This window comes from Paenibacillus sp. LHD-38, from assembly GCF_031157315.1.
Classification (GTDB): Bacteria; Bacillota; Bacilli; order Paenibacillales; family Paenibacillaceae; genus Pristimantibacillus.
On sequence record NZ_JAVIFU010000001.1, the window covers coordinates 228,009 to 250,030 of the forward strand.

At 53.2% G+C, this 22,022-nt stretch carries 14 protein-coding genes; all 14 read left to right on the forward strand.

The window, feature by feature from the left end; translation table 11 throughout:
* The first annotated feature begins 9 nt into the window (after positions 1–9).
* On the forward strand, positions 10–1,377 hold the full coding sequence (locus RCO25_RS01055) for an ABC transporter substrate-binding protein (RefSeq protein WP_308994295.1): 1,368 nt from the start codon (positions 10–12) through the stop codon (positions 1,375–1,377).
* A gap of 36 nt (positions 1,378–1,413) precedes the next feature.
* Positions 1,414–2,289 carry a carbohydrate ABC transporter permease gene (locus tag RCO25_RS01060; protein ID WP_308994296.1) on the forward strand — a complete coding sequence of 292 codons (876 nt, stop codon included), beginning with the start codon at positions 1,414–1,416 and terminating at the stop codon, positions 2,287–2,289.
* On the forward strand, positions 2,286–3,107 hold the full coding sequence (locus RCO25_RS01065) for a carbohydrate ABC transporter permease (RefSeq protein WP_308994297.1): 822 nt from the start codon (positions 2,286–2,288) through the stop codon (positions 3,105–3,107). Before RCO25_RS01060 ends, RCO25_RS01065 begins: the two co-directional genes overlap by 4 nt.
* 64 nt (positions 3,108–3,171) lie before the next feature.
* Positions 3,172–5,589 (forward strand): glycoside hydrolase family 95 protein, encoded by a 2,418-nt coding sequence (locus RCO25_RS01070; protein ID WP_308994298.1) that lies wholly within the window; start codon positions 3,172–3,174, stop codon positions 5,587–5,589.
* A 23-nt stretch (positions 5,590–5,612) separates the two neighbouring features.
* Positions 5,613–6,518 (forward strand): nucleoside hydrolase, encoded by a 906-nt coding sequence (locus tag RCO25_RS01075; RefSeq protein ID WP_308994299.1) that lies wholly within the window; start codon positions 5,613–5,615, stop codon positions 6,516–6,518.
* An 18-nt stretch (positions 6,519–6,536) separates the two neighbouring features.
* Entirely contained in the window at positions 6,537–9,212 is a 2,676-nt protein-coding gene (locus tag RCO25_RS01080; protein WP_308994300.1) for a family 78 glycoside hydrolase catalytic domain, read from the forward strand.
* Positions 9,213–9,325: 113 nt separating this feature from the next.
* Positions 9,326–11,626: a helix-turn-helix domain-containing protein gene (locus tag RCO25_RS01085; RefSeq protein ID WP_308994301.1), complete on the forward strand. Its 2,301-nt coding sequence runs from the start codon at positions 9,326–9,328 to the stop codon at positions 11,624–11,626.
* Positions 11,627–11,829: 203 nt separating this feature from the next.
* On the forward strand, positions 11,830–12,795 hold the full coding sequence (locus RCO25_RS01090) for an ABC transporter permease (protein ID WP_308994302.1): 966 nt from the start codon (positions 11,830–11,832) through the stop codon (positions 12,793–12,795).
* Positions 12,789–13,688, forward strand: coding sequence for a carbohydrate ABC transporter permease (locus tag RCO25_RS01095; protein ID WP_308994303.1), 900 nt, complete (start codon positions 12,789–12,791; stop codon positions 13,686–13,688). Before RCO25_RS01090 ends, RCO25_RS01095 begins: the two co-directional genes overlap by 7 nt.
* Before the next feature lie 104 nt (positions 13,689–13,792).
* The gene (locus RCO25_RS01100) at positions 13,793–15,379 is read left to right on the forward strand and encodes an extracellular solute-binding protein (protein ID WP_308994304.1); all 1,587 of its coding nucleotides are present in this window, start codon (positions 13,793–13,795) and stop codon (positions 15,377–15,379) included.
* A gap of 32 nt (positions 15,380–15,411) precedes the next feature.
* Positions 15,412–18,120, forward strand: coding sequence for a hypothetical protein (locus tag RCO25_RS01105; protein WP_308994305.1), 2,709 nt, complete (start codon positions 15,412–15,414; stop codon positions 18,118–18,120).
* Positions 18,121–18,438: 318 nt separating this feature from the next.
* Positions 18,439–19,500: an FtsH protease activity modulator HflK gene (gene hflK / locus RCO25_RS01110; protein WP_308994467.1), complete on the forward strand. Its 1,062-nt coding sequence runs from the start codon at positions 18,439–18,441 to the stop codon at positions 19,498–19,500.
* Entirely contained in the window at positions 19,497–20,363 is an 867-nt protein-coding gene (hflC, locus tag RCO25_RS01115) for a protease modulator HflC (RefSeq protein ID WP_308994306.1), read from the forward strand. The genes hflK and hflC overlap by 4 nt, the downstream gene beginning before the upstream one ends.
* 32 nt (positions 20,364–20,395) lie before the next feature.
* Positions 20,396–21,307, forward strand: coding sequence for a hypothetical protein (locus RCO25_RS01120; RefSeq protein WP_308994307.1), 912 nt, complete (start codon positions 20,396–20,398; stop codon positions 21,305–21,307).
* The last annotated feature ends 715 nt before the right edge of the window (positions 21,308–22,022 follow it).

The following is a 22,022-nucleotide window of genomic DNA, read 5'->3' on the forward strand; positions in this document are numbered from 1 at the left end:
AGCGATGTTATGAAAAGACGATTATGGATGTTGTCCGTATTTTTGCTTGCCATTGTATGGATTGCAGGCTGCAGCGGGAACGGCTCCGGCAATGCGAAGAACAATGAAACGCCGACGAATGCCGCGAACACAAGCAACGGAAAAGAGACGGGGGAAACGCCCGCCAAACAAAACATAACGCTTACTTATCTTGCAAGCCAAGGCTGGATTTTCGATGCCGAAATGGAGCTCGCCAAAAAATTCGAGGAGCAGACGGGCATCAAAATCGACTATCAGATCATCCCCGCCGATCAATACTTCAATGTGCTGAAAACAAAGTTGAACTCGAAAGAGGGCCCGGACATCTTCGGCGGCCAAAGCGGCAAGAGCGAAATCAGTCTTAACTACAACGTAACGGAAAATGCAGTTGATTTGAGCGACCAGGAATGGACGAAGCGCGAGGATCCGCTTTCCCTCGAGCAATTGTCACTGGACGGCAAAGTATACGCGCTTACGATCTGGGATACGGGCAACAGCTTTGTTATGGTCTACAACAAAAAGATATTCGAACAACTTGGCCTGGCCGTTCCGAAGACCTATGAGGAATTCAAGCAAGTCTCCCTGAAAATCAAAGAATCAGGAATCACGCCGATCTACGAGCCGATAGCGGACGGCTGGCACCATGTGCTGTGGTTCTCCGAACCGGGCCCGAGGTACGACGAACTGACGCCTGGGCTGTATGACGATTTGAACGCCAACAAGAAGAAATTCGCGGATGATCCGTCGATGCTGACTGCGCTTACCCAAATGAAAGAAATGTACGATCTTGGTTTTTTTGGCGACAACACCTTCTCGGATACAGGCGCCGATACGGGGAACAAGCTGGCAAGCGGCGAATATGCGATGTCGCTTTCCGCTCAGAGCGTCGTCGGCGATATCGTGAAAGCAAATCCCGAAATGAAGGAAGAGGACTTCGGCTTTTTCGTCATCCCGCTCGCCGACAATCAATTCTACTACATTAATCCGGGCGGTCCGAGCAAATTCATCTATTCGCAAGGCAAGCATATCGATGCGGCCAAGCAATATCTGGCGTTCCTGGCACAGCCGGAAAATCTGCAGTTCCTGATCGACAATACCCCGTCGTTTACCAATTTGAACTTCCCGGGGCTGAAAGACAAATACAGCGACGCGCAGAAGGAGCTGTTCGCTGCGTATCCGAAGAAGGGTACGGATGTTCAAAATATCGTGAACTACGTCAATCCGCAGTGGATGGATATGGGCAAAGACATCGCCGCCATGTTCGCAAACTCGATGGAACCCGCCGATATTTTGAAAAGCATCGATAAGCGCAGGGCAGACATGGCAAAAGTAGCGAAGGATTCAGCCTGGGCCGAATAAGCCGTTAGAGAAAAAAGGAGTGGGGATGAATGCAGCATGAGGAATAAAATCTATCCATCCTATTTTACTTGGGGCACGCTCGTCTTTTATTTGATCTTTTTTATCGTGCCGAGCCTGATGGGCTTTTACTACTCTTTCACCGACTGGAACAGCTATTCCGATGTTGTCAACTTTATCGGGCTCGACAACTTCAAGGTGCTGTTCTCGGCCGATGAGAATTACGTCAGCTTTATCGCCAATACGGTCAATTTCACGATATCGACGGTAGTCCTGAAGACGGTGCTGGGTCTCGCATTTGCGCTCGTGCTGAACGAAGGCATCCGCATGAAGGGGTTTCACCGGGTCATGATCTTTATGCCGTCGATCGTGCCGATGCTGGTCGTGGGACTGATGTTCAAGTCGATCCTGAATCCGGCAACCGGGCTGCTTAACGAATCGCTGCGCTTTATCGGGCTGGATGCGCTGGCGCAAAAATGGCTGGTGGACGTGAACTGGGCGTTCAAGTCCATTATCGCCGTCGATACGTGGAAGGGCGCCGGCTACATTATGATCATCCTGCTTGCCGGGCTGCAGTCTATTTCCAGGTCCTATTACGAAGCGGCGGAGATTGATGGGGCCAATGCGTGGCACAAGTTGAAATACATCACCATTCCGCTGCTTATGCCGGCGCTGGTCGTGACCACGGTGCTAAACATGCTGCACGGCCTGAAGGTGTTCGAGGTCGTCTACGTTTTGACGAACGGGGGGCCGGGCTATGCGACGGATGTGCTTTATACGGCTATTTTCAAAGAGTTTTCGATGGGACGTTACGGGGTAGGAACCGCACTTTCCTCGCTGCTATTCCTATTCATGACAGTTATCGGCTACTTTATCATCCGGTTAATGGCCAGGGAAGGAGCGCATGAGCAATGAAGAAGAATCCCCTGCAATACGCACTGAGGAACGGCTTTGCCTGGGTGCTGAGCATTATCATGTTCATCCCGCTCCTGCTCATTCTGGTCAATTCCTTCAAGGACCGGGTCGGGGCAAACTCGATGAGCATGAAGCTGCCGAAGACGCTGCATTGGAGTAACTATGCGACCGTCATCGAAGAAGGGAAGCTGGTGCAGTCGTTTTTCAACAGCCTGTTTTATACGACGGCATCGACCGTGCTCGGCATTGCGCTGGCCTCCATCGCCGCTTATATTTTTGCCAGAAACGCAACGAGGCTGAACCGGTTCCTGTATTTCTTCGTCATTATGGGAATCGCCATGCCGATCAATTTCGTTACCTTGACCAAAGTGATGCAGGTTACGCAGCTTATCAATACACAGCTCGGTATCATTGTTTTGCTTGCCGTTATGTCGATTCCGTTCAGTGTGTTTCTGATTTACGGTTTCGTCAGCTCCGTGCCAAGGGAGCTCGACGAAGCCGGGATCGTGGACGGATGCCCGCCGTTCAGGCTTTTCTACAGTATCATCCTGCCGTTTCTAACGCCCGTTATCGTGACGGTGGGCATTTTGAATTTCATGGGTTCATGGAACGACTTTGTCCTGCCGCTCTACTATCTGAACGATACGGCGAAATGGCCGATGACGCTTGCGGTATACAATTTCTTCGGAAGATTCCAGGTGAACTGGAATCTGGTGTCGGCCGATATCGTGCTGACGACGCTTCCGGTTATCGTCATTTATTTGCTTGGACAGCGGTATATCATTTCAGGCATGACATCAGGCTCGGTTAAAGGATAAAACGGAATACCCCGCCGGAACGATTCCGGCGGGGTATGATGCTCAGGCACGGGGAGGAAGAGTTATGAAGCTTCATTACGACAAGCCGGCCACGTTCTGGACAGAAGCGCTTCCAGTGGGTAACGGCAGGCTTGGCGCCATGGTGTTCGGCGGTACGGATCTGGAGAGGATTCAACTGAACGAAGATACGTTATGGTCCGGCGGTCCAAGGGATTGGAATAACCCGAGGGCGAAGGAGGCGCTGCCGGAAATCCGGAAGCTGGTCAGTGAAGGCCGGCACGAGGAGGCTGAAGCGTTAAGCAAAGCTTCGATGATGGGCCCGTATACGCAGACGTATATGCCCTTTGGGGATCTTCATATCCGCTTTTATCATGGAAATATCGTATCCGGTTACCGCAGGGAGTTGGATTTGGCGGGCGGAGCAGCCCGCACGGCATACCGGGTCGGAGGCGTGGAATATACAAGGGAGGTTTTTGCGTCCCATCCCGATCAGGTCATTATCGTACTATTAAGGTCAAGCCGGGAAGGGATGCTGAGCTTTAAAGCCAGTCTTGGCAGTCCGCTGCGCTCGTCCCAAATTCCCTTGGACAACGCTTTGCTTCTGAGAGGGCGGTGCCCGGAATACGTGGCGCCGAACTATTGCGAGGCCGATGAGCCTATCCTATACGGAGACGAGGATACAACTTCTGCCATGAGGTTCGAGGGCAGGCTGCAGGTCCGCCTGGAAGGTCCCGGGACATGGCGGGTGGACGGAGACGGCCTTCATGTGGAGGGGGCTTCGGCAGCCGTATTGTATGTTACGGCTGCAACCAGCTTTAACGGTTATGACCGCAGTCCCGGCACCGACGGCCTTGAGCCTGGGCCGATCGCGGAGCGGCAGATGAATGCGGCGCTTGCCAAGCCGTACGGGGAGCTGCGGCAGGCTCATGCTTTGGATCATGCCTCGCTGTTTGGAAGAGTCCAATTCCGCCTGGGGGATTCCGCAGCACTGGAGACGCTGACGACCGACCGGCGCATTGCGGAGTACGGCGCGAAGGATCCGAGGCTCGTGGAGCTGCTCTTCCATTATGGGCGCTACCTGATGATCGCCTCTTCAAGAGCCGGCACGCAGCCCGCGAATCTTCAAGGAATCTGGAGCCACGAAGCCAGACCGGTCTGGAGCTGCAACTACACGCTGAACATCAATGCGCAGATGAACTATTGGCCCGCGGAAAATTGCAACCTGTCCGAATGCCATGAGCCTTTGCTGGCTTTTATACGGGAATTGGCGGAGACCGGACGCAGGACGGCAGAGACCAATTACGGCTGCCGAGGCTGGACGGCCCATCATAATTCGGATATTTGGAGGCAATCCGCCCCTCCCGGCGATTACGGCCACGGCAATCCGCTATGGGCCAACTGGCCGATGGGAGGCGTGTGGCTGTGCGCGCACTTGTGGGAGCATTACCGATTCGGCAAGGATACGGAATTTTTGGCGAGCCATGCTTATCCGGTCATGAAGGAAGCTTCGTTATTTTGCCTGGATTGGCTGCTAGAGGACGAAGAAGGCAGGCTCATCACGTCTCCCTCGACGTCGCCCGAGCATCGGTTCAGGCTGGCGGACGGGCGGACTCCTGCGCTGAGCAAAGGCTCGACGATGGATATGTCGCTGATCCGCGAGCTGTTATCGAACTGCATCGAAGCTGCGGAGACGCTCGGGATAGATGGAGAACTGCGCAAGGAATGGAACGATGCCCGTTCCAGGCTGCTGCCCATGCGGATCGGAAGGCACGGGCAGCTGCAGGAGTGGGCGCAAGACGATGAGGATGAAGACCAGTACCATCGGCACGTATCCCATCTTTACGATATTTATCCGGGAGAAGGTTTGACGGAAGAAAGGTCACCGGAGCTGTTTAAGGCTGCGCGCGTTTCGCTTGAACGCCGCGGGGACGGCGGCACCGGCTGGAGCATCGGCTGGAAAGTGAACTTATGGGCGCGCTTCCGTGACGGAAACCGCGCGTTAGGCCTGCTGTCGAATTTGCTCAAGCTGGTGGAGGAGGATGGCGGGAAGATCGATTTTGTCAGCGGCGGGGTATACGCCAATTTATTCGATGCCCATCCGCCGTTTCAAATCGACGGCAATTTCGGGGCAACGGCCGGCATCGCGGAAATGCTTCTGCATTCGCATGGGGGAGACGTCCACCTGCTGCCCGCGCTACCGGACGCTTGGCCGGAAGGAGAGGTTAGCGGGCTGCGGGCCCGCGGCGGCTTCGAAATCGGCATGGCTTGGAAGGATGGTAGGCTGTCGGAGGCGACGATTGTGTCCCTCAAGGAAGGGCTTTGCCGCATTCGAACGAAGGGTGACTTTACTATCATGTCGGAGGGTCGGACGGTCGAAGCGGAGGTTGAATCCGCCAAGGCAAACGGAGCAAATCATACGGATCGGATCTTCGTCTTCCGATCCGAGGCAGGCAAAACCTATAGGCTGAGCAAATCATCATAAAGGATTCCAATGGGGGGTTAAACATGAAAATGCCTTACGAAGTTCCTGAAGCGAAGAAGATCCGACTAATCGTCAATACGGATGCGAAAAACGAAGCGGACGACCAGTTCGCGATCGCCCATGCGCTGCTCACGCCCCAGTTCCGGATTGCAGGCTTCATCGCCGCCCACTTCGGCACGGGACGGAGTGAAACTTCAATGGAAGACTCTTACGCCGAAATCGAAAACGTTATGCGCATCATGAAGCTGGAAGGGCAGGCCGGCGTGTACCACGGTGCGCCGTCGGCGCTTGCAGATGAAGAGACTCCTGTTCCTTCCGAGGGCTCCGAGTTGATTATCAGCGAGGCGATGAAGGATGATCCCGCACCGCTGTTCGTTATTTTCCTCGGGCCGCTTACGGACCTGGCATGCGCATACCTGCAGGAGCCGCGCATCGCGGGCAGGCTGACTGCGGTTTGGATCGGCGGAGGCGCATACCCGGACGGCGGCGAGGAATTTAATCTGAGGAACGATGTCAAAGCGGCTAACGTCGTATTCCGCTCCCCGATTTCATTATGGCAGGTGCCGAGAAACGTCTACAAAATGGTTCGCGTAAGCTTGGCAGAGCTGGCTGTAAGGGTCCGCCCGCATGGTGATATCGGCCGATACCTGTACGACCAGTTGGTATCCTTCAATATGCTTCCGACTCACGGGCCGAGATGGCCGAAAGGCGAAATGTGGATGCTTGGAGACTCGCCTGCCGTATCGCTCTTGCTTGACGATCACGAATTTGAATACGATCTGACCGACCCGCCTCATATTACTGACGAGCTGCTCTACGAGCAAAGGCCAGCCGTAGGACGGAAAATCAGAGTATATCGTTACGTTGATTCCAGATTCACGCTTGAAGACATGTACGCGAAGCTCGAATTGTTCAATAGGGAAGAGTGATTAGGGAGGGTTTAATCGATGTCGATTCGCATTTTAAACTGCAAAACGGAATATATGGTCAATCCGCTCGGCTTAGATACGGCCGCGCCAAGGCTGTTCTGGCAGCTGGAATCGGAGCGTCCGGAAACCGTTCAAACCGCGTACCGCATCCTTGTCGCCCATTCGCGCGATGAACTGGACCGGGAGGAAGGAACGGCTTGGGACAGCGGCATCACGTCCTCCGGAGACTCGGCGCATATCGCATACGGGGGCAAGCCGCTCGAAGCGGAAGCCTTATACATTTGGAAAGTGAAGGTGTGGGACGGAGAAGGCCTCGAGTCGGAATGGAGCGAGCCGGCGCTGTGGACGATGGGCCTGCTTGACCGCGGCGCATGGCGGGGGAAGTGGATCGGGCGCAAAGCGGAGCCAAGCGTACAATTGCAGCCTCCGCCGTATCTTCGTAAATCGTTTAAGCTGAGGGGCGGCATCCGGCGTGCAGTTGCGTATGCGACGGCGCTTGGGATCTACGAGCTTCAGGTAAACGGGCATAGGGTAGGCGATCGGTTCGCGCCGGGCTGGACGGATTACGATAAGCGTGTGCAGTACCAAACTTACGATATTACGGATTTGCTGAAGGCTGGCGGCAATGCGGTTGGCGTCATTCTGGGGGATGGCTGGTATTCGGGTACCGTTGGTTTTCTTGGCAAAAGCGTATACGGGCAGCGGCCTTTTTTTCTACTGCAGCTTAATATCGATTATGAGGACGGCAGCAGGGAAAGCATTACGACCGACGGCACGTGGAGAACGATGCGGGGGCCGATTGCCTATTCCGATATGATTCAGGGCGAAGAGTATGACGCCAGGCTGGAGCTCGGGGACTGGAGCACGGCGGAGTACGGGGATGAGGCTTGGGAAAAACCCGACGTCCGCGCGGGATATAACGGGTTGATCGTAGCGATGGTCGAGCCGCCTGTGCGCATCACGCAAACGGTGAAGCCGATCAGCGTCAGAAAAACGGCTGCGGGCAGCTATATCTTCGACATGGGTCAAAATATGGTTGGATGGACGGAAGTGCGGGCTTCGGGCGCATGGGGAACAAGGATTACTTTGAGCCATGCCGAGATGCTGAGTCCGGACGGCTCGCTATACCTGGACAATCTGCGCAAGGCGGTCCAGCAGGACCATTACGTGATGAATGGCGAGGGCGAAGAGCAGTATGAACCGCATTTCACGTTTCACGGCTTCCGTTACGTCGAGGTGATCGGCTTCCCGGGCGTACCCGGACTGGATGACGTGACCGGCAAGGTGATCCATTCGGACACGCCGGCTGCGGGCAAGCTCGAAACTTCTGACGAGATGGTAAACAAGCTATATTCGAATATTACATGGGGCCAGCGTGGGAACTTTCTTTCGGTGCCGACCGACTGCCCGCAGCGGGATGAGCGGCTTGGCTGGACCGGCGATGCGCAAATATTCGCGAGAACGGCCTCCTATAACATGGATGTGTCGCGCTTCTTTACGAAGTATGTGTGGGACATGATCGACTGCCAGCAGCCGTCGGGGGCTTTCACGGACGTTGCTCCGGATGGCGGATGGATTCGCCACAAAATGTGGAATACCCGCCTAAACTGGTTCGCGCCGGATAACTCGGGCTGGGGTGACGCAGGGGTCATCATTCCTTGGACGTTATACCTCATGTACGGAGACATCCGTGTCCTGGAACGCCATTACGATGCGATGGAGCGCTGGGTGCAATACTTGAAGCAGAACAGCGACGGCTTGATCCGGCCGGATTACGCAAACTACGCAGATTGGCTATCGATCGGCGCGGATACGCCGAACGAAGTGCTCGCAACGGCATATTTCGCCTATAGCGCCAAGCTGCTCTCGCGAATCGCAGGCGTGCTCGGCAAGCGGGAGGACGAACAGACCTACGACGAGCTTCATGCGGCGGTTGCCGATGCGTTCCGTGGAGCGTTCGTAGACGGCAGCGGGCAAATTCACGGGGATACGCAGACGGTATACGTGCTCGCGCTTCAGTTTGGCCTGCTGACGGAGCAGCTTCGCAAGAAAGCTATCGACAGATTGGTGGCCGATATCCGCGGACGGGGGAACAGGCTGTCGACGGGATTCCTTGGCGTCGGATACCTGCTGCCAGCGCTCACGGACAATGGGCATACCGAGGTCGCTTATGACTTGCTGACGCAGGAGGAATTCCCCTCCTGGATGTATTCCATAAAGCATGGCGCGACGACGATTTGGGAGAGATGGGACGGCTGGACGGAGGAAAAGGGCTTCCAGACACCTTCTATGAATTCATTCAACCATTATTCGCTCGGCTCGGTAGGCGAATGGATGTACCGGTATATGGCCGGAATCGAGGCCGATCCTGCTTCCCCGGGCTTCAAGCATGCCATCATCCGGCCAAGGCCGGGCGGACGGCTGACCTGGGTGAAGGCGTCCTACGCTTCCAATTACGGGACGATCAGCACCGAATGGCAAATGGAGCCTAACGGCGTATTCAAGCTTCAGGTGTCGATCCCAGCGAATACGACGGCAGACGTCTATGTGCCGGGCGAAGCAGCGCTCGTAAACGGGGCCGAGCCGGGCATTAGCCCGGTTCCCGGCAGCAAGCAGGACGGCTGCTCTCTGTTCCGGCTTGGATCTGGACGATACGCCTTCGAAAGCATACAAGCGGGCATACCCCATTGTTAATAGAGCGTTCTTAAATGAGCTGATGCCGCCAAAGGGCGGTGTCAGCCATTTGCGTTTACGGACGAAACGGGGCACTTAGGAGCGTAAAATGCCGGATAGGAGAGGGATGACCGATGATACGAAAATGGACGTTCGGATTAAACGGAAAACGGGTGCTTTTTGGCAAATTTCTATTGTCCTATGTTCTGATTCTGCTGATTCCGCTGCTTGTAGGCACGCATGCCTATTACCGGACGGTTCAAGTCGTGCGCGATGATGCTGCCGGGTTAAACCTGGCGGTGTTGGAGCAGAGCGAGGAGGCGCTTAATCGTCTGCTGACGGAAATCCGCGACATCGTTTCATTATTATCATTGGATTCGGAATTGCTTCATGCGATGATTACCGCCGATGCATCGTGGCCGCCGCAAGCGCTGTACCAGTTCTCCCAGCTGCAAAAGAACGAATTGAACATGCTGTCAACGAACCAGTACTTCTCCGATCTGTTCGTTTATCTGGAGAGAAGCGAAGCTGTTATATCCGGCGACCGGATCGATAAGCTGAACGCGCATCCGCTGACGATCGGCGGTATTCCGTTTGGCCAGTGGCTGAAAGGTGCCCTGTCTGGAGAGCAGATGAATAGGTATTTACCGCTCAAGGACGTAAATGACGGAAGAACGATGGAGGATTACGTGGCTTATGTCAGCCCTTTGCCCGCTGGTACCAACATGCGTGCCGACGGCGCCGTCGTCATTCTGATTAAGGAGAGTTCGATTGTCCGCTTATTTCACCGGCTGCTGGCGGAGGAAGGATCGTTTGCTTATATTTTGAACGAGAAAGCGGAGATGATCGTATCCGCATCGGCAGGTGAAGAGCGGATCGTGCCCGTAGACACGGAGGCTGAGAGAGCTTCGTTCGTCCGCATAAACGGCACGGAGATGTTTATCACCTCGGTGCAATCCTCGGGCAGCGGCTGGACCTATGTGGCAGGCCTTCCAGCAGACAGCGTATTTTCCAAGGCGGAATACATTAAACGAATCAATTGGGCAATTGCTTTGGCCGCTATGGCTGTCGGGTGCATGATCGCATTGTTGTTCGCTTACAGGAACAGCAAGCCTATCGCGGAGCTGCTCGACTCGATCAAGGAATTAACCGCCGCGGAGACAGGTAAACGGGCGTCCGCGATGGAGGTCATTCAAACGGCCGTGCATGAAATGATTACGAACAATAAAAGCATGAGCGTGTCCATCAAGCAGCAGCTTCCTCTCCTGCAATCAGCCTGCCTCGAACGGATGCTGAAAAGCGGATTCAATCATGCAGACGAAATGCGCGCCAACCTTGACCAGGCCCAAATCGGGCTCATAGAGGACAACGTCACGGCAGCCGTCATCAAAATTTATCATTCCGGGTATATGCCGGAGGAGGAGCTGATCGCGGACAAAGCGAGAATGAAGCGTTTGCTGCTGCATGGGCTCGGGGAGGGGAGCTTTGTCCATGATCTGAAAGCCGAGAAGCTGGCGGTCGTGATCTCATTTCACGAGTCGGCGGCGGAGGATCGGTTCGCCGAAAAGATCGGGCAGCTCCGGCTGCTGCAGGAACGGTTTCTTTCTGAACATTCCATCATGACCTCCATCGGCATAGGCCAGGTCTACCACCGTGTACTGGACGTTTGGCGTTCGTACAACGAGGCGGCGCAAGCGCTGGAGCACGAGGATCCTGACGTCTCCCAGAAGCTGGCTCGATATGATTGCATCAGCCAGCATTCCAACCACTATTATTATCCGCCCGACCTGGAGCTGAAGCTAATGAATGCGGTAAGAACGGGAGACTGCGAGGAGCTGGGGCGCCTGCTGGAGCATATCGAAACGCAAAATATCAAAATCCGGCAGCTAAGCCCTTGGCGAAAAAAACAACTGATTGCGGAAATGCAGGGCACACTCCAAAAAATCAGCGGCCAGATCGAATATTTATCGGAGGATGCCGGCCTGCAGCCGGAACTGCAGGGTGTGCTGGAAGCGGATAGGGAGGAATACAGCTATGCGCGCATCACTAAACAATTGCTTTCCATAAGCGAACGGATCAAGCGGCAGAAGACAACGAAACATCAGGGCATGCTCGAGGGCATAAAGGCCTATATAGCCGAAAATTACGCCGACAGCAATCTCAGCCTCAGCATGATCGCTAGCGATTACAAGCAATCGGAAAGCTTCGTTTCTACCTTTCTTAAGGAGCAGCTGGGCATGACCTTCTCCGAATATTTGGAACAGCTGCGGCTGAACGAAGCATGCTTGCTGCTGAAGGAGGAGGATCTGCCAATAGGGGACATTGCCACCCGGGTCGGCTACAACAGCGATAAATCCTTCCGCAGAGCATTCAAGAGGGTGCTCGGGATACAGCCTACCTCCTACCGTAACGAAACAATAGCGTGCTCCGAATAAAAGGTGTGCTTCTCAAAAAAACGTGTCCTATCAACGGTTTAAGCGCTCTTGGAAGCAAGGTGTGCTTGTGAAGAACTGTTCCTTTACCCCGTAGGGCATGCCGTTGTATGGTTTTTCGTGAGAGCGCTGCCAAAAAAAACGGCCTGGCATCATCGGAATAGGCGGCTGGCGCTGATCGAGTATTCGCATAGGGAGGATCGCATATGAATGACGCGGCGGCAGGACGTGCCGGAACAATCGCGGGAATTCGGCGGAAGGCAAAAAAACAAAAGGTACTGCTGCTGCTTCTCATTCCTGCAATCGCTTACTTTCTTGTTTTTCATTACATTCCGATCTATGGAATTCTGATCGCATTCAAGGATTTCCGCATGCAGGAAGGCCAAGGTTTTCTGGAGTCCGTTCTTCGTGCTCCTTGGGCAGGCGCCTACGGCTTAGATCATTTTAAAACATTTATTAACGGCCCCTATTTTTTGATGCTGCTGCGGAATACCTTTTTGCTTGGGCTGTATTCGATGCTGTTCGGCTTCCCGATTCCGATTCTGTTTGCCCTGCTTCTCAATGAAATACGGAAGAAGCATTACAAAAGCTTTGTCCAAACGGTCAGCTACCTGCCGTATTTTTTGTCCGTCGTAGCCGTGATCGGAATGATGAAAATGGTTTTGTCCCCAAGCACCGGTGTCGTTAACCTACTTCTGTCTAAGCTCGGCATAGAACCGATTTATTTCTTTGCCGATGCAAGCTGGTTCCGCTTCCTATTCGTCAGCTCGGGCATATGGACGGCGATGGGGATGGGCGCTGTCATCTATTTAGCGGCACTTTCGAAGGTGGATTCCGAGCAGTACGAGTCGGCCGTCATAGACGGGGCTTCCCGGCTTCGCCAAATGTGGCATATTACGCTGCCGGCGATCAAACCGGTCGTGGTGATCACCCTCATTCTTAATATGTCGGGCGTGCTCAGCGTAGGCTCGGAAAAGATCATCCTCATGTATAACTCGTTAACCTACGAGACGGCTGATGTGTTCTCGACCTTCGTTTACCGAAGAGGCCTGGTCGAGCTGGATTTCAGCTTCGGCGCAGCGGTCGATTTGTTCAATGCAGTCGTTAATATCCTCTTTCTGGTGACGGCAAACTATTTGGCAAGAAAGGCGGCGAATGAGAGCTTATGGTAAAAGACACATCCTTCGGGTCCAGAATGCTGGATATTACCGTCCATACCGTCATGGTTCTCATCGTGCTGATCACCTTATTGCCGCTGCTGCATGTCGTTTCGATTTCGTTCAGCAACCCGGATGACATTGTAAGAGGGAAGGTCGGTTTATGGCCATCGAACTTCAATCTTGACGCGTACTTTACCATTCTGTTTGAAAATGCTCATATTCCCCGTTCGTTTTTGAACTCTGTCATTATTACGCTTACTGGCACGGTATTGAATGTGCTGTTTACTACGATAACGGCTTACGCGCTTTCGAAAAAGGATTTGCTGTTCCGGCCGTTATTCCTGATGCTCTCGGTTTTGCCGATGTTTTTCACCGGGGGCATCGTGCCCCAATTTTTGCTTATCAAATCGCTTGGCATGATGGATTCCGTATGGGCCTTGACCGTTCCCGTCCTGATCAGCTCCTGGTGGCTCATCATCATGATTTCGTTTTTCAAAAATTTTCCGCTTGAGCTCGAGGAAGCTGCCAAGCTGGACGGCTGCGGCGAGCTGCAGACGTTAGTCCGCATCGTGCTTCCGCTGTCGATGGCAGGCGTCGTCACGATTGCCTTGTTCTACGGCGTTTCCCACTGGAATTCTTATTTCTCGGCTATGTTATACATGCGAAGCTACGACAATTATCCGCTGCAGCTGATTCTAAGAGAAATCGTGCTGCAGAGCACGTTGGCCGAGCAGCTGGCCTCGCAAGGAAACGCGGCCTTGGCAGAGGATATGAGCACCAAGCTTACGCCTGAAAGCGTCCAATACGCGACCCTGGTCGTATCCATCGTCCCCATGCTGATTATTTATCCTTTTATACAGAAGTATTTTGTCAAAGGAATTATGATCGGATCGCTGAAAGGCTGAGATTCTTTGAAGGAGGTGAAGCGCGAACGCATTATCCGGCCTAGCTTGCATGCTCAGGAAACGTTAGTTCTACCTTGAATAAAAAATGAGGGGGATGGTTGAACATGGGAAAAAGGAATTGGAGAGTAACGCTGCTCGCGCTAATTTTGGTGATTGCGTCCATTGCGGCGGGCTGCAGCCAGTCAAATAACGGGAATGGGAAAACGACGGATTCGGGTTCGGAACCGGCGGCGACAAACGGCGCGGCCGAAGGAAACGCCGCATTGAAGGTTTCGGTTGCAAGCATGCCCAAATATCCGCCGAATGAAATACCGAACGCTTACATTAAAGAGGTTGAAGAACGGTTCAATATGAAATGGGATTTTGAATCCATTCCGCTTTCGGCGGGCATTGAAAAGTATAATGTGATGTTTGCATCCGGCGATTATCCTGATTTTATTCCGAACATGAACAGCCCGACCAGCGTGGCCAAATGGGCATCAGCAGGCTATTTGCTGCCGATCGGCGATTACATCGACAAGCTGCCGAACTACCGCAAGCTGTTTTCCGATGCAGATTGGGAGCTTTTACTTTCCTTCGGAAGCAGCAATGGAAAGCTTTATATGCTCCCGAGCACGGCAAGCAACGATCCAATGTCCTGGATTTACCGCAAAGACGCATTTGACAAAGCAGGTGTAACCGCGTTCCCGTCAACGATGGATGAGCTCTATGAGACGGCGAAGAAGCTCAAAACAGCCTATCCCGATGCAGTGCCTATCGGCGTGCGCGGAGGCACGGACAATAACGGCGTCAAAAACATGATGAACGGCTTCCGCCAGGCATTCCGCAATCCGAAAAACAGCAATACCCGCGGCTTCTGGAACGATCCGGACGAAGGCGGCAAGGTCGTTTGGAATCTGGCATCGCCGAAGCACCGCGAAATGTTGGCCTTTATTGCCAAGCTGTACAAGGAAGGTCTGATCGAGAAGGAATTCGCAACGCTGACGCAGGATCAGTGGAAGGCCAAACGTTTGACCGGGAAGATCCTTATGGATTTCCAATACGCAAGCCATACGGTTGATCCGGGTTATGCCTTAACGGATATTCCGGGGGGCGAATGGGAGTACGCTCGCAGCCTTCCAAGCGCTTCGGACCAGCCTGCCCTCGAATTCAAGCCGCTCAACTTCTCGTTGTTCGGTCCGGTATTTAGCAGCAAGCTGGCTGACGATCAGGAGAAACTGGACCGTCTGATCGAGTACGTCGAGTGGGGGGCTTCGCCGGAGGGCCAGCTGTTCCATCAGGCGGGTCTAGAGAACGAGACCTATGTGAACGAAGGCGGTACGTTGAAATATAAGGACGGGCTCGACCGGCAGAAGGTGGCGGAGCAGTACGGCTTCGACTGGTGGCTGAACCAAAGCAGCGAATTCCTGAAATCCGATGCAGGGTATCTGAAGAAGCAAGAAGCGATGACCGAGTTCGCCTCTAATTTTAATTTAATTCCGAAAAACGCCCCGCTCACCGAGGAGGAACAGGAGACGGTCAACACCACGGTTAGCGCCCTTGAGGATGTCGCGCTGCAGTTTGCGACTAAAGCCGTCATGGGCATGGTCGATATCGGTAACGACGAAGCATGGAACGGGTACCTGAGTGATTTGGAGAAGGTCGGCTTGAGCGATGCGCAAGCGATATTCGAGAAATATTTAGCCGAATAGGCAAAATGCATGGATACAAAGGAGCAACCCACATGACTACAATCTATTTGTCCGTGCCCGAACAGGCGGAGCCCCGCATTCGTTTCGGAACGGAATTGCTGAAGCAATCACTTCTGAAGCTGGGCTTCTCCGTTCAAGAAACCGGACCGCTCACGCTGGCAAGTTACCGACAGTTGGAAGGAATCAAGATCGCGGTCGGAGACCGCCGCTATTGTTCCTTTATCCGGGAATTAGAGGAGCACGAAGTGCTCCTCTACCACAATGATGCGCCTGAAGGCGAAGGGTTTTATTTGGCGAAATTGCCCGGACGGTTGTTCGTGGTCGCCGGCGGTGGAGACACCGGGGCGCTTTACGGCTGCCAGGAGCTTGTCGCCCTTCTGGCCGATAAAGGAGAGCTGCCGGATGAGCTGGCTTACGGGGATGCCCCGGTTATGAAGCTGAGGGGGCCTGTCGTCCCCCTTCAGAAAACGAAGGTGGAGCCGCCTAGAAGAACGTATGAGTACCCGATAACGCCGGACAGATTTCCGTGGTTTTACGATAAAGCGTTATGGGAGACATTTCTCGACAGGCTGCTCGAGCAGCGCTGCAACGTCATTTATATTTGGACGGGGCATCCGTTTTCTTCGCTCGTGAAGCTGGAGGACTATCCGGAAGCGCTCGAGGTGACGGAGGAGGAGTTTTCCCGCAACGCGGAAATTTTCCAGTGGCTGGCGGAGCAATGCGACTGCCGCGGCATTTGGCTGGTGCTCAAATTTTATAATATCCATATCCCGCTGCCTTTCGCCGAAAAACACGGACTGGATCTGCATCAGCCGCAGCCGCTCCCCATCACGAGCGATTATCATATCCAAGCGATTTCCGCGTTCATCCGCAGCTACCCTAATGTCGGTCTGATGGTGTGTTTGGGCGAAGCGCTTCAAGGAGCGCTGTATGGGGTGGAATGGTTCAACGAAACGATTCTGGCAGGCGTGAAGGAAGGGCTGAAGGACCTTGACCGGAAAGAGCTGCCGCCGATTATCGTGAGGGCGCATGCGATCCCGTCGGAGAAGGTGATGGAAGCGGCACTTCCGAATTATGCGAACTTGTATACCGAAGCCAAATTTAACGGAGAATCACTGACAACCTTCACGCCTCGGGGAAACTGGCAGGAGACGCACCGGCATCTCGGCTCGCTAGGCTCGGTTCACCTGTTCAATGTGCATATTCTGGCTAATCTGGAGCCTTTCCGTTTCGGAGCCCCGTCGTTTATCCAGAAATGCGTGCAGGCTGCCAAATACCGGCTCGGCACGAACGGCATTCATCTTTATCCGCTATTCTACTGGGATTGGCCGTATTCCCCCGATAAAACTACGCCTCGGCAGCTGCAAATGGAACGGGATTGGATCTGGTTTTCGGCGTGGTTTCGTTATGCGTGGAATCCAGATCTGAACCCGAAGCTTGAGCGCGAATACTGGATTAGCGAGCTGACTGGCCGCTATGGCAGCAGGGAAGCGGGCGAAGCGATCCTGGATGCTTATGAAGCGTCGGGCGAATGTGCGCCTAAGCTGCTGCGGAGGTTCGGCATTACGGAAGGGAACCGCCAGACGATGAGCCTCGGCATGACGATGAGCCAGCTGACGAATCCGGAGCGGTACCGCCCTTGGAAGGAGCTATGGGAATCCCAGTCGCCGCAAGGGGAGCGGCTGGAGCAATATGTCGAGCGGGAGCTGCTTGGGGAGGCACATATCGGGGAGACGCCGGTTGACATCGCGGACAACGTTGATTATCACGCCGACAAGGCCGAACGGGCGATCGGAAGAGCTAAGGCCCACGTCACGCGCGGACAGGAAGAATTCGAACGAATCGCCTCCGATGTGTCGGCGATCGCACTGATGACCCGTTCGTATACGCATAAGGTTCGGGCTGCTATCCGGATTCTCACCTATAAGCGCATGTCGGGGACCGATTTTTTGGCTCACGCGGAGCTGCTTGAACAAGCGCTGCCCGATTTCCGGAAAAGCCTCGACTATTATCGCGAGCTTGCCGCATTGACGGACAATACGTATCTTTATGCAAACAGCATGCAAACCCCGCAGCGCAGAGTGCCGTTTCCGGATGGCGAGAAGTACGGGCATTGGCGGGCTTGCCTTCCAATTTACGAAGAGGAGTATGCGAACTTCTCCGCGAATGTGGAGCAATTGAGGCAAAGTAAACTGCCGCAGAAGGTGCTGGAATCGGAACAGGACATGGTGCCTTATGCGCAGGCCGGCTTCACGCTCCATTCACCGCATGCGGAAACGTATGAGGTCCGGAATCAAGCCAAGCTGTTCACGGACGGGGAAATCCTTGCCTCGCAAGTGGCGGAAGAGCTTGTCGGCCTGACCGGTATTCGTCTGAGCCGGGAGCAAGCGGTCAAGGAAGGGGGAAGCCTAGAGCTTGAGTTGAAGGAGCCCGCCCGTGTACTGGTCGGATATTTCAATTCCGCGGACGCGGAATGGCTGAAGGTTCCGAATTTGGAGGAAAATACGCATGCTGATGACCGCGGGGGGCTGTCGCCCGTTATCAAAAACGGGGTTAGCGTTTTCTTTTACCCGAACGTGAATGTGCATGCCTTTGCCTACGAGCCGGGACGCCACACGATCGTATTCGGCCAAGGCGCTTATTTGATCGTCGGAATCATTAAAGCGGATCAGCCCTTGCGTGTCCGCGATTTGGCAGGAGCAAGCAGCGTGGATACGCTTGATTGGTTGTACGAGAATTAATAGTTAAGGGAATGTTCCGCTGCGTAAATTGCGGGCATTCCCTATTTTTTTGCAATTGACGATTGTTTTGGGTCTGAATTTAGCTAGAAGTGTATTCATTATATTTAGCTTGTTTTTCAGTAGATGACCTCTTCGATATAACAGCTAAAAGGATAGAAACGCAGGAAATCGTAGATATCCAAATGCTTATTTGGAAAAACAATTAAATTTGCGCAAAATCCGTGACCTTTGGCTCACATTCCCGTAATATCCCATATTGCGATTTTTCGTCGCACACTCTAAGAGATGCTTGAAAGGGGAGAGATGTTATTGAGCTTCATGGATCAGAACCAAAACCAGCCGCAGAATCACAGCATGGGCGCCGGCCGCAGGCCGCCGGAGCTAAAGCCGGGGACATTAAAGAAAATTTTGATTGGAGTAGCCGCGGCAATCGTCGTGATTTACGTAGGATCAACGTCCTTCTATACGGTGCAGGAGCAGGAGCGGGCTGCCATTCTTACCTTTGGCAAATACTCGAATGAAACCTCGGCCGGTCTTCATTTCAAATGGCCGTATCCGATCCAACAGGTCATTACCGTACCGGCGGAGCTGACCCAGCGGATTCATATCGGCTACCGTCAAGAGGGCTCGGAAGCGATTCCGGTCGACGAGGAAGCGATGATGATTACGGGCGATGAAAACATCGTGTCGGCGGACGCAGTCGTGCAGTGGAAGATCAGCAATATTCACGATTATTTATATAATATCTCGGATGCGGAGCAATTTTTGCGTAATGCCGCTAGCTCTTCGATCCGCGCGGTCATCGGCTCGGAGAAGCTTGATTATGCGATCACGGACGGTAAAACGGTCATTCAAGACAAGGTTCGCGAGAAGCTGATCGAGCTGCAGGCGAAGTATCAGACCGGTATTCAAATTATCGATATCAAGTTCCAGGATATCGAGCCGCCAAGCGGGCAGGTAGCGGAAGCCTTCCGCGAAGTAACGAATGCGCGCGAGGAGAAGAGCACGAAAATCAACAATGCTGCGAAATATGAGAATGACCGAATACCGAAAGCGCGCGGCGAGGCGCAGGCTCTTCTGGAAAACGCAGAGGGCCAGAAGAAATCGCGTATCCTGAACGCGGAGGGCGACGTTGCCAAATTCAACGCGATATTCGGCGAGTACAAAAACAATCCGAACGTAACCCAAAGCCGGTTGGTGCTGGAGACGCTGGAGAAAATATTGCCGAATGCCAAAATCTTTATTACGAATTCGAACAGCGATACCGTAAACTATTTGCCTTTAAATGAACTGCTGAAAAGCGGCAGCGGAAGCACTGCTACGCCGCCGGCCACGACGCCGCCAGCCGCGGAAGCTCCTAAAGGAGGTGACGCGCAATGAAAAGAAACCATTGGATAGCGCTTGTCATTGTGCTGGCCGTTGTGATTCTGGGCTCAGGCTCGATGTTTATCGTCAAGGAAGGCGAATACAAGGTTGTGCTTCGGTTCGGCGAGGCGATGAGAGCCGTTCCCGAGCCAGGGTTGAAGTTCAAGCTGCCGTTTATTGAGAATGTATCGACGCTGCCGAAGTACCAAATGACGTACGAGAGCAGTCCGACGACCATACTGACAAAGGATCAGAAGCCGATCGTCGTGGATAACTATACCGTGTGGCGCATTACGAATGCATCGCAGTTTTTGAGAACGGTGCAATCGGTCAGCGGCGGTATTCAGCGGATCGATGAAGCGGTGTACAACTCCGTTCGCCGCAAGCTGTCTGAGGTTAATTACGACAACATCATCAGCGAGAACACGGCACGGGGCAATATCAACGACGAGATTACGAAGGATGTCGTGTCGGCATTGACGAGAGACAACTATGGTATCGAAGTTATCGACGTCCGCATCAAGCGCACCGATTTGCCTGAGGAGAACAAGCAGAGCGTATATAACCGCATGATCTCTGACCGTCAGTCTATTGCGGCACGCTACTTGTCCGAGGGTGACGAGGAGTCGCGCAAAATAACATCCAAAGCAGACCGTACCGCAACGGAGCTGCTTGCCCAGGCGCAAGCCGACGCGAAAAAAATCGTCGCGGAAGGCGAGCGTGAAGCTGCCATTATTTATAACAAAGCGTACGGCAGCGATCCGCAGTTCTATAATTTCTATCGGACGCTGGAAAGCTACACAACCACGCTGCAGAATGAGCCGGTCATCATGATTCCAATCGATTCGCCTTATGCGAAAATTTTGTTAGGCCAATAACGATAAGTCCCCTTCGCCTTGGCGGAGGGGATTTGTTATTTCTAGGACCTTCGGTCAGGAGAAGTAGAAGTAGAAGTAGAAGTAGAAGTAGAAGTAGAAGTAGAAGTAGAAGTAGAAGTAGAAGTAGAAGTAGAAGTAGAAGTAGAAGTAGAAGTAGAAGGAGAAGTAGGGTAGCGGTAGCAGTAGCAGTAGGAGCAGTAGCAGTAGCAGTAGCAGTAGCAGTAGCAGTAGCAGTAGCAGTAGCAGTAGCAGTAGGAGCAATAGCAGGAGCAGGAGCAGTAGCAGTAGCAGTAGCAGTAGCAGTAGCAGTAGCAGTAGCAGTAGCAGTAGCAGTAGCAGTAGCAGTAGCAGTAGCAGTAGCAGTAGCAGTAGCAGTAGCAGTAGCAGTAGCAGTTGCAGTAGCAGTAGCAGTAGCAGTAGCAGTAGCAGTAGCAGTAGCAGTAGCAGGAGCAGTAGCAGGAGCAGGAGCGGTAGCAGGAGCGGTAGCAGTAGCAGGAGCAGGAGCAGGAGCAGTAGCAGTAGCAGTAGCAGTAGCAGGAGCAGTAGCAGGAGCAGTAGCAGGAGCAGGAGCGGTAGCAGGAGCGGTAGCAGTAGCAGTAGCAGTAGCAGGAGCAGGAGCAGGAGCAGGAGCAGGCGCAGGAGCAGGAGCAGGAGCAGGAGCAGGAGCAGGAGCAGGAGCAGGAGCAGTAGCAGTAGCAGTAGCAGTAGCAGGAGCAGGAGCGGTAGCAGGAGCGGTAGCAGTAGCAGGAGCAGGAGCAGGAGCAGGAGCAGGAGCAGGAGCAGGAGCAGGAGCAGGAGCAGGAGCAGGAGCAGGAGCAGGAGCAGGAGCAGGAGTGGGAGAAGAAGCTGTAGAAGAAGCTGTAGAAGTAGAAGTAGAAGTAGAAGTAGAAGTAGAAGTAGAAGTAGAAGTAGAAGGAGCTGTATCGGATATTTTATGTAATTAGCATATAATGGGAAGACTTTTGCTGGTGACGAACCAGACGTTCGAAAAAGGATCTTCTCGCTCCGCGTTGACTGCATAGTTTGCAGACGGATGATTAGATGGAATTTCTCCCGTTAATGGAGCGACATTCAGTCGATTATAAGAAATAGATGGAATTTCTCCTGTTGTTTTAACTTGTATCATCTAAAAACCCCTATTTTCCTTGAATTAGGTGTAGAAATTCCAGCTAAACGCCTAAACTAATCAATCGGTATCATATTAGAAGGAGAAATTCCATCTATATTGAGTTAGTTAATTGAAAAAGGCTAGAATCAATTCATATCATAAAAAGGTGACTCTAAAGGCTCCGTGCCTTAAGGAGTCACCTTTTTGTTTTAGGGGCTTTTTCAATTGATAAGTTTCTGTCTCGGAAAACGCTCCCCTCATAAACGAAAGAAAGAAGCCTAATCTGCCACGTTAGATCCCGCAGCTGGAGCGCCTCTCTACATTGCAGAAACTGCAATAGAAACCTGACATAACGCTCAACTGGAGAAGCTGCGCTGCAGTAAATACAGTAGAAAGGGCACCCATCCCCTGTAAAACCTCTAAAATTGACGATGCTATTGTACAAACTGCATTGTAGAGCAGGCTCTGGCTCTGCAAGTAAGGATTCTAATGCACTAACTACATTGTAAAGTGTAAGATGTCTCTTCGGAAGGGAAGCTGCTGTACAAGCT

Bases quoted from the DNA above. Each gene is read 5' to 3' on its own strand.
- RCO25_RS01055 (WP_308994295.1), top strand. From the start codon at position 10: ATGAAAAGACGATTATGGATGTTGTCCGTATTTTTGCTTGCCATTGTA.
- RCO25_RS01060 (WP_308994296.1), top strand. From the start codon at position 1,414: ATGAGGAATAAAATCTATCCATCCTATTTTACTTGGGGCACGCTCGTC.
- RCO25_RS01065 (WP_308994297.1), top strand. From the start codon at position 2,286: ATGAAGAAGAATCCCCTGCAATACGCACTGAGGAACGGCTTTGCCTGG.
- RCO25_RS01070 (WP_308994298.1), top strand. From the start codon at position 3,172: ATGAAGCTTCATTACGACAAGCCGGCCACGTTCTGGACAGAAGCGCTT.
- RCO25_RS01075 (WP_308994299.1), top strand. From the start codon at position 5,613: ATGAAAATGCCTTACGAAGTTCCTGAAGCGAAGAAGATCCGACTAATC.
- RCO25_RS01080 (WP_308994300.1), top strand. From the start codon at position 6,537: ATGTCGATTCGCATTTTAAACTGCAAAACGGAATATATGGTCAATCCG.
- RCO25_RS01085 (WP_308994301.1), top strand. From the start codon at position 9,326: ATGATACGAAAATGGACGTTCGGATTAAACGGAAAACGGGTGCTTTTT.
- RCO25_RS01090 (WP_308994302.1), top strand. From the start codon at position 11,830: ATGAATGACGCGGCGGCAGGACGTGCCGGAACAATCGCGGGAATTCGG.
- RCO25_RS01095 (WP_308994303.1), top strand. From the start codon at position 12,789: ATGGTAAAAGACACATCCTTCGGGTCCAGAATGCTGGATATTACCGTC.
- RCO25_RS01100 (WP_308994304.1), top strand. From the start codon at position 13,793: ATGGGAAAAAGGAATTGGAGAGTAACGCTGCTCGCGCTAATTTTGGTG.
- RCO25_RS01105 (WP_308994305.1), top strand. From the start codon at position 15,412: ATGACTACAATCTATTTGTCCGTGCCCGAACAGGCGGAGCCCCGCATT.
- hflK (WP_308994467.1), top strand. From the start codon at position 18,439: ATGGATCAGAACCAAAACCAGCCGCAGAATCACAGCATGGGCGCCGGC.
- hflC (WP_308994306.1), top strand. From the start codon at position 19,497: ATGAAAAGAAACCATTGGATAGCGCTTGTCATTGTGCTGGCCGTTGTG.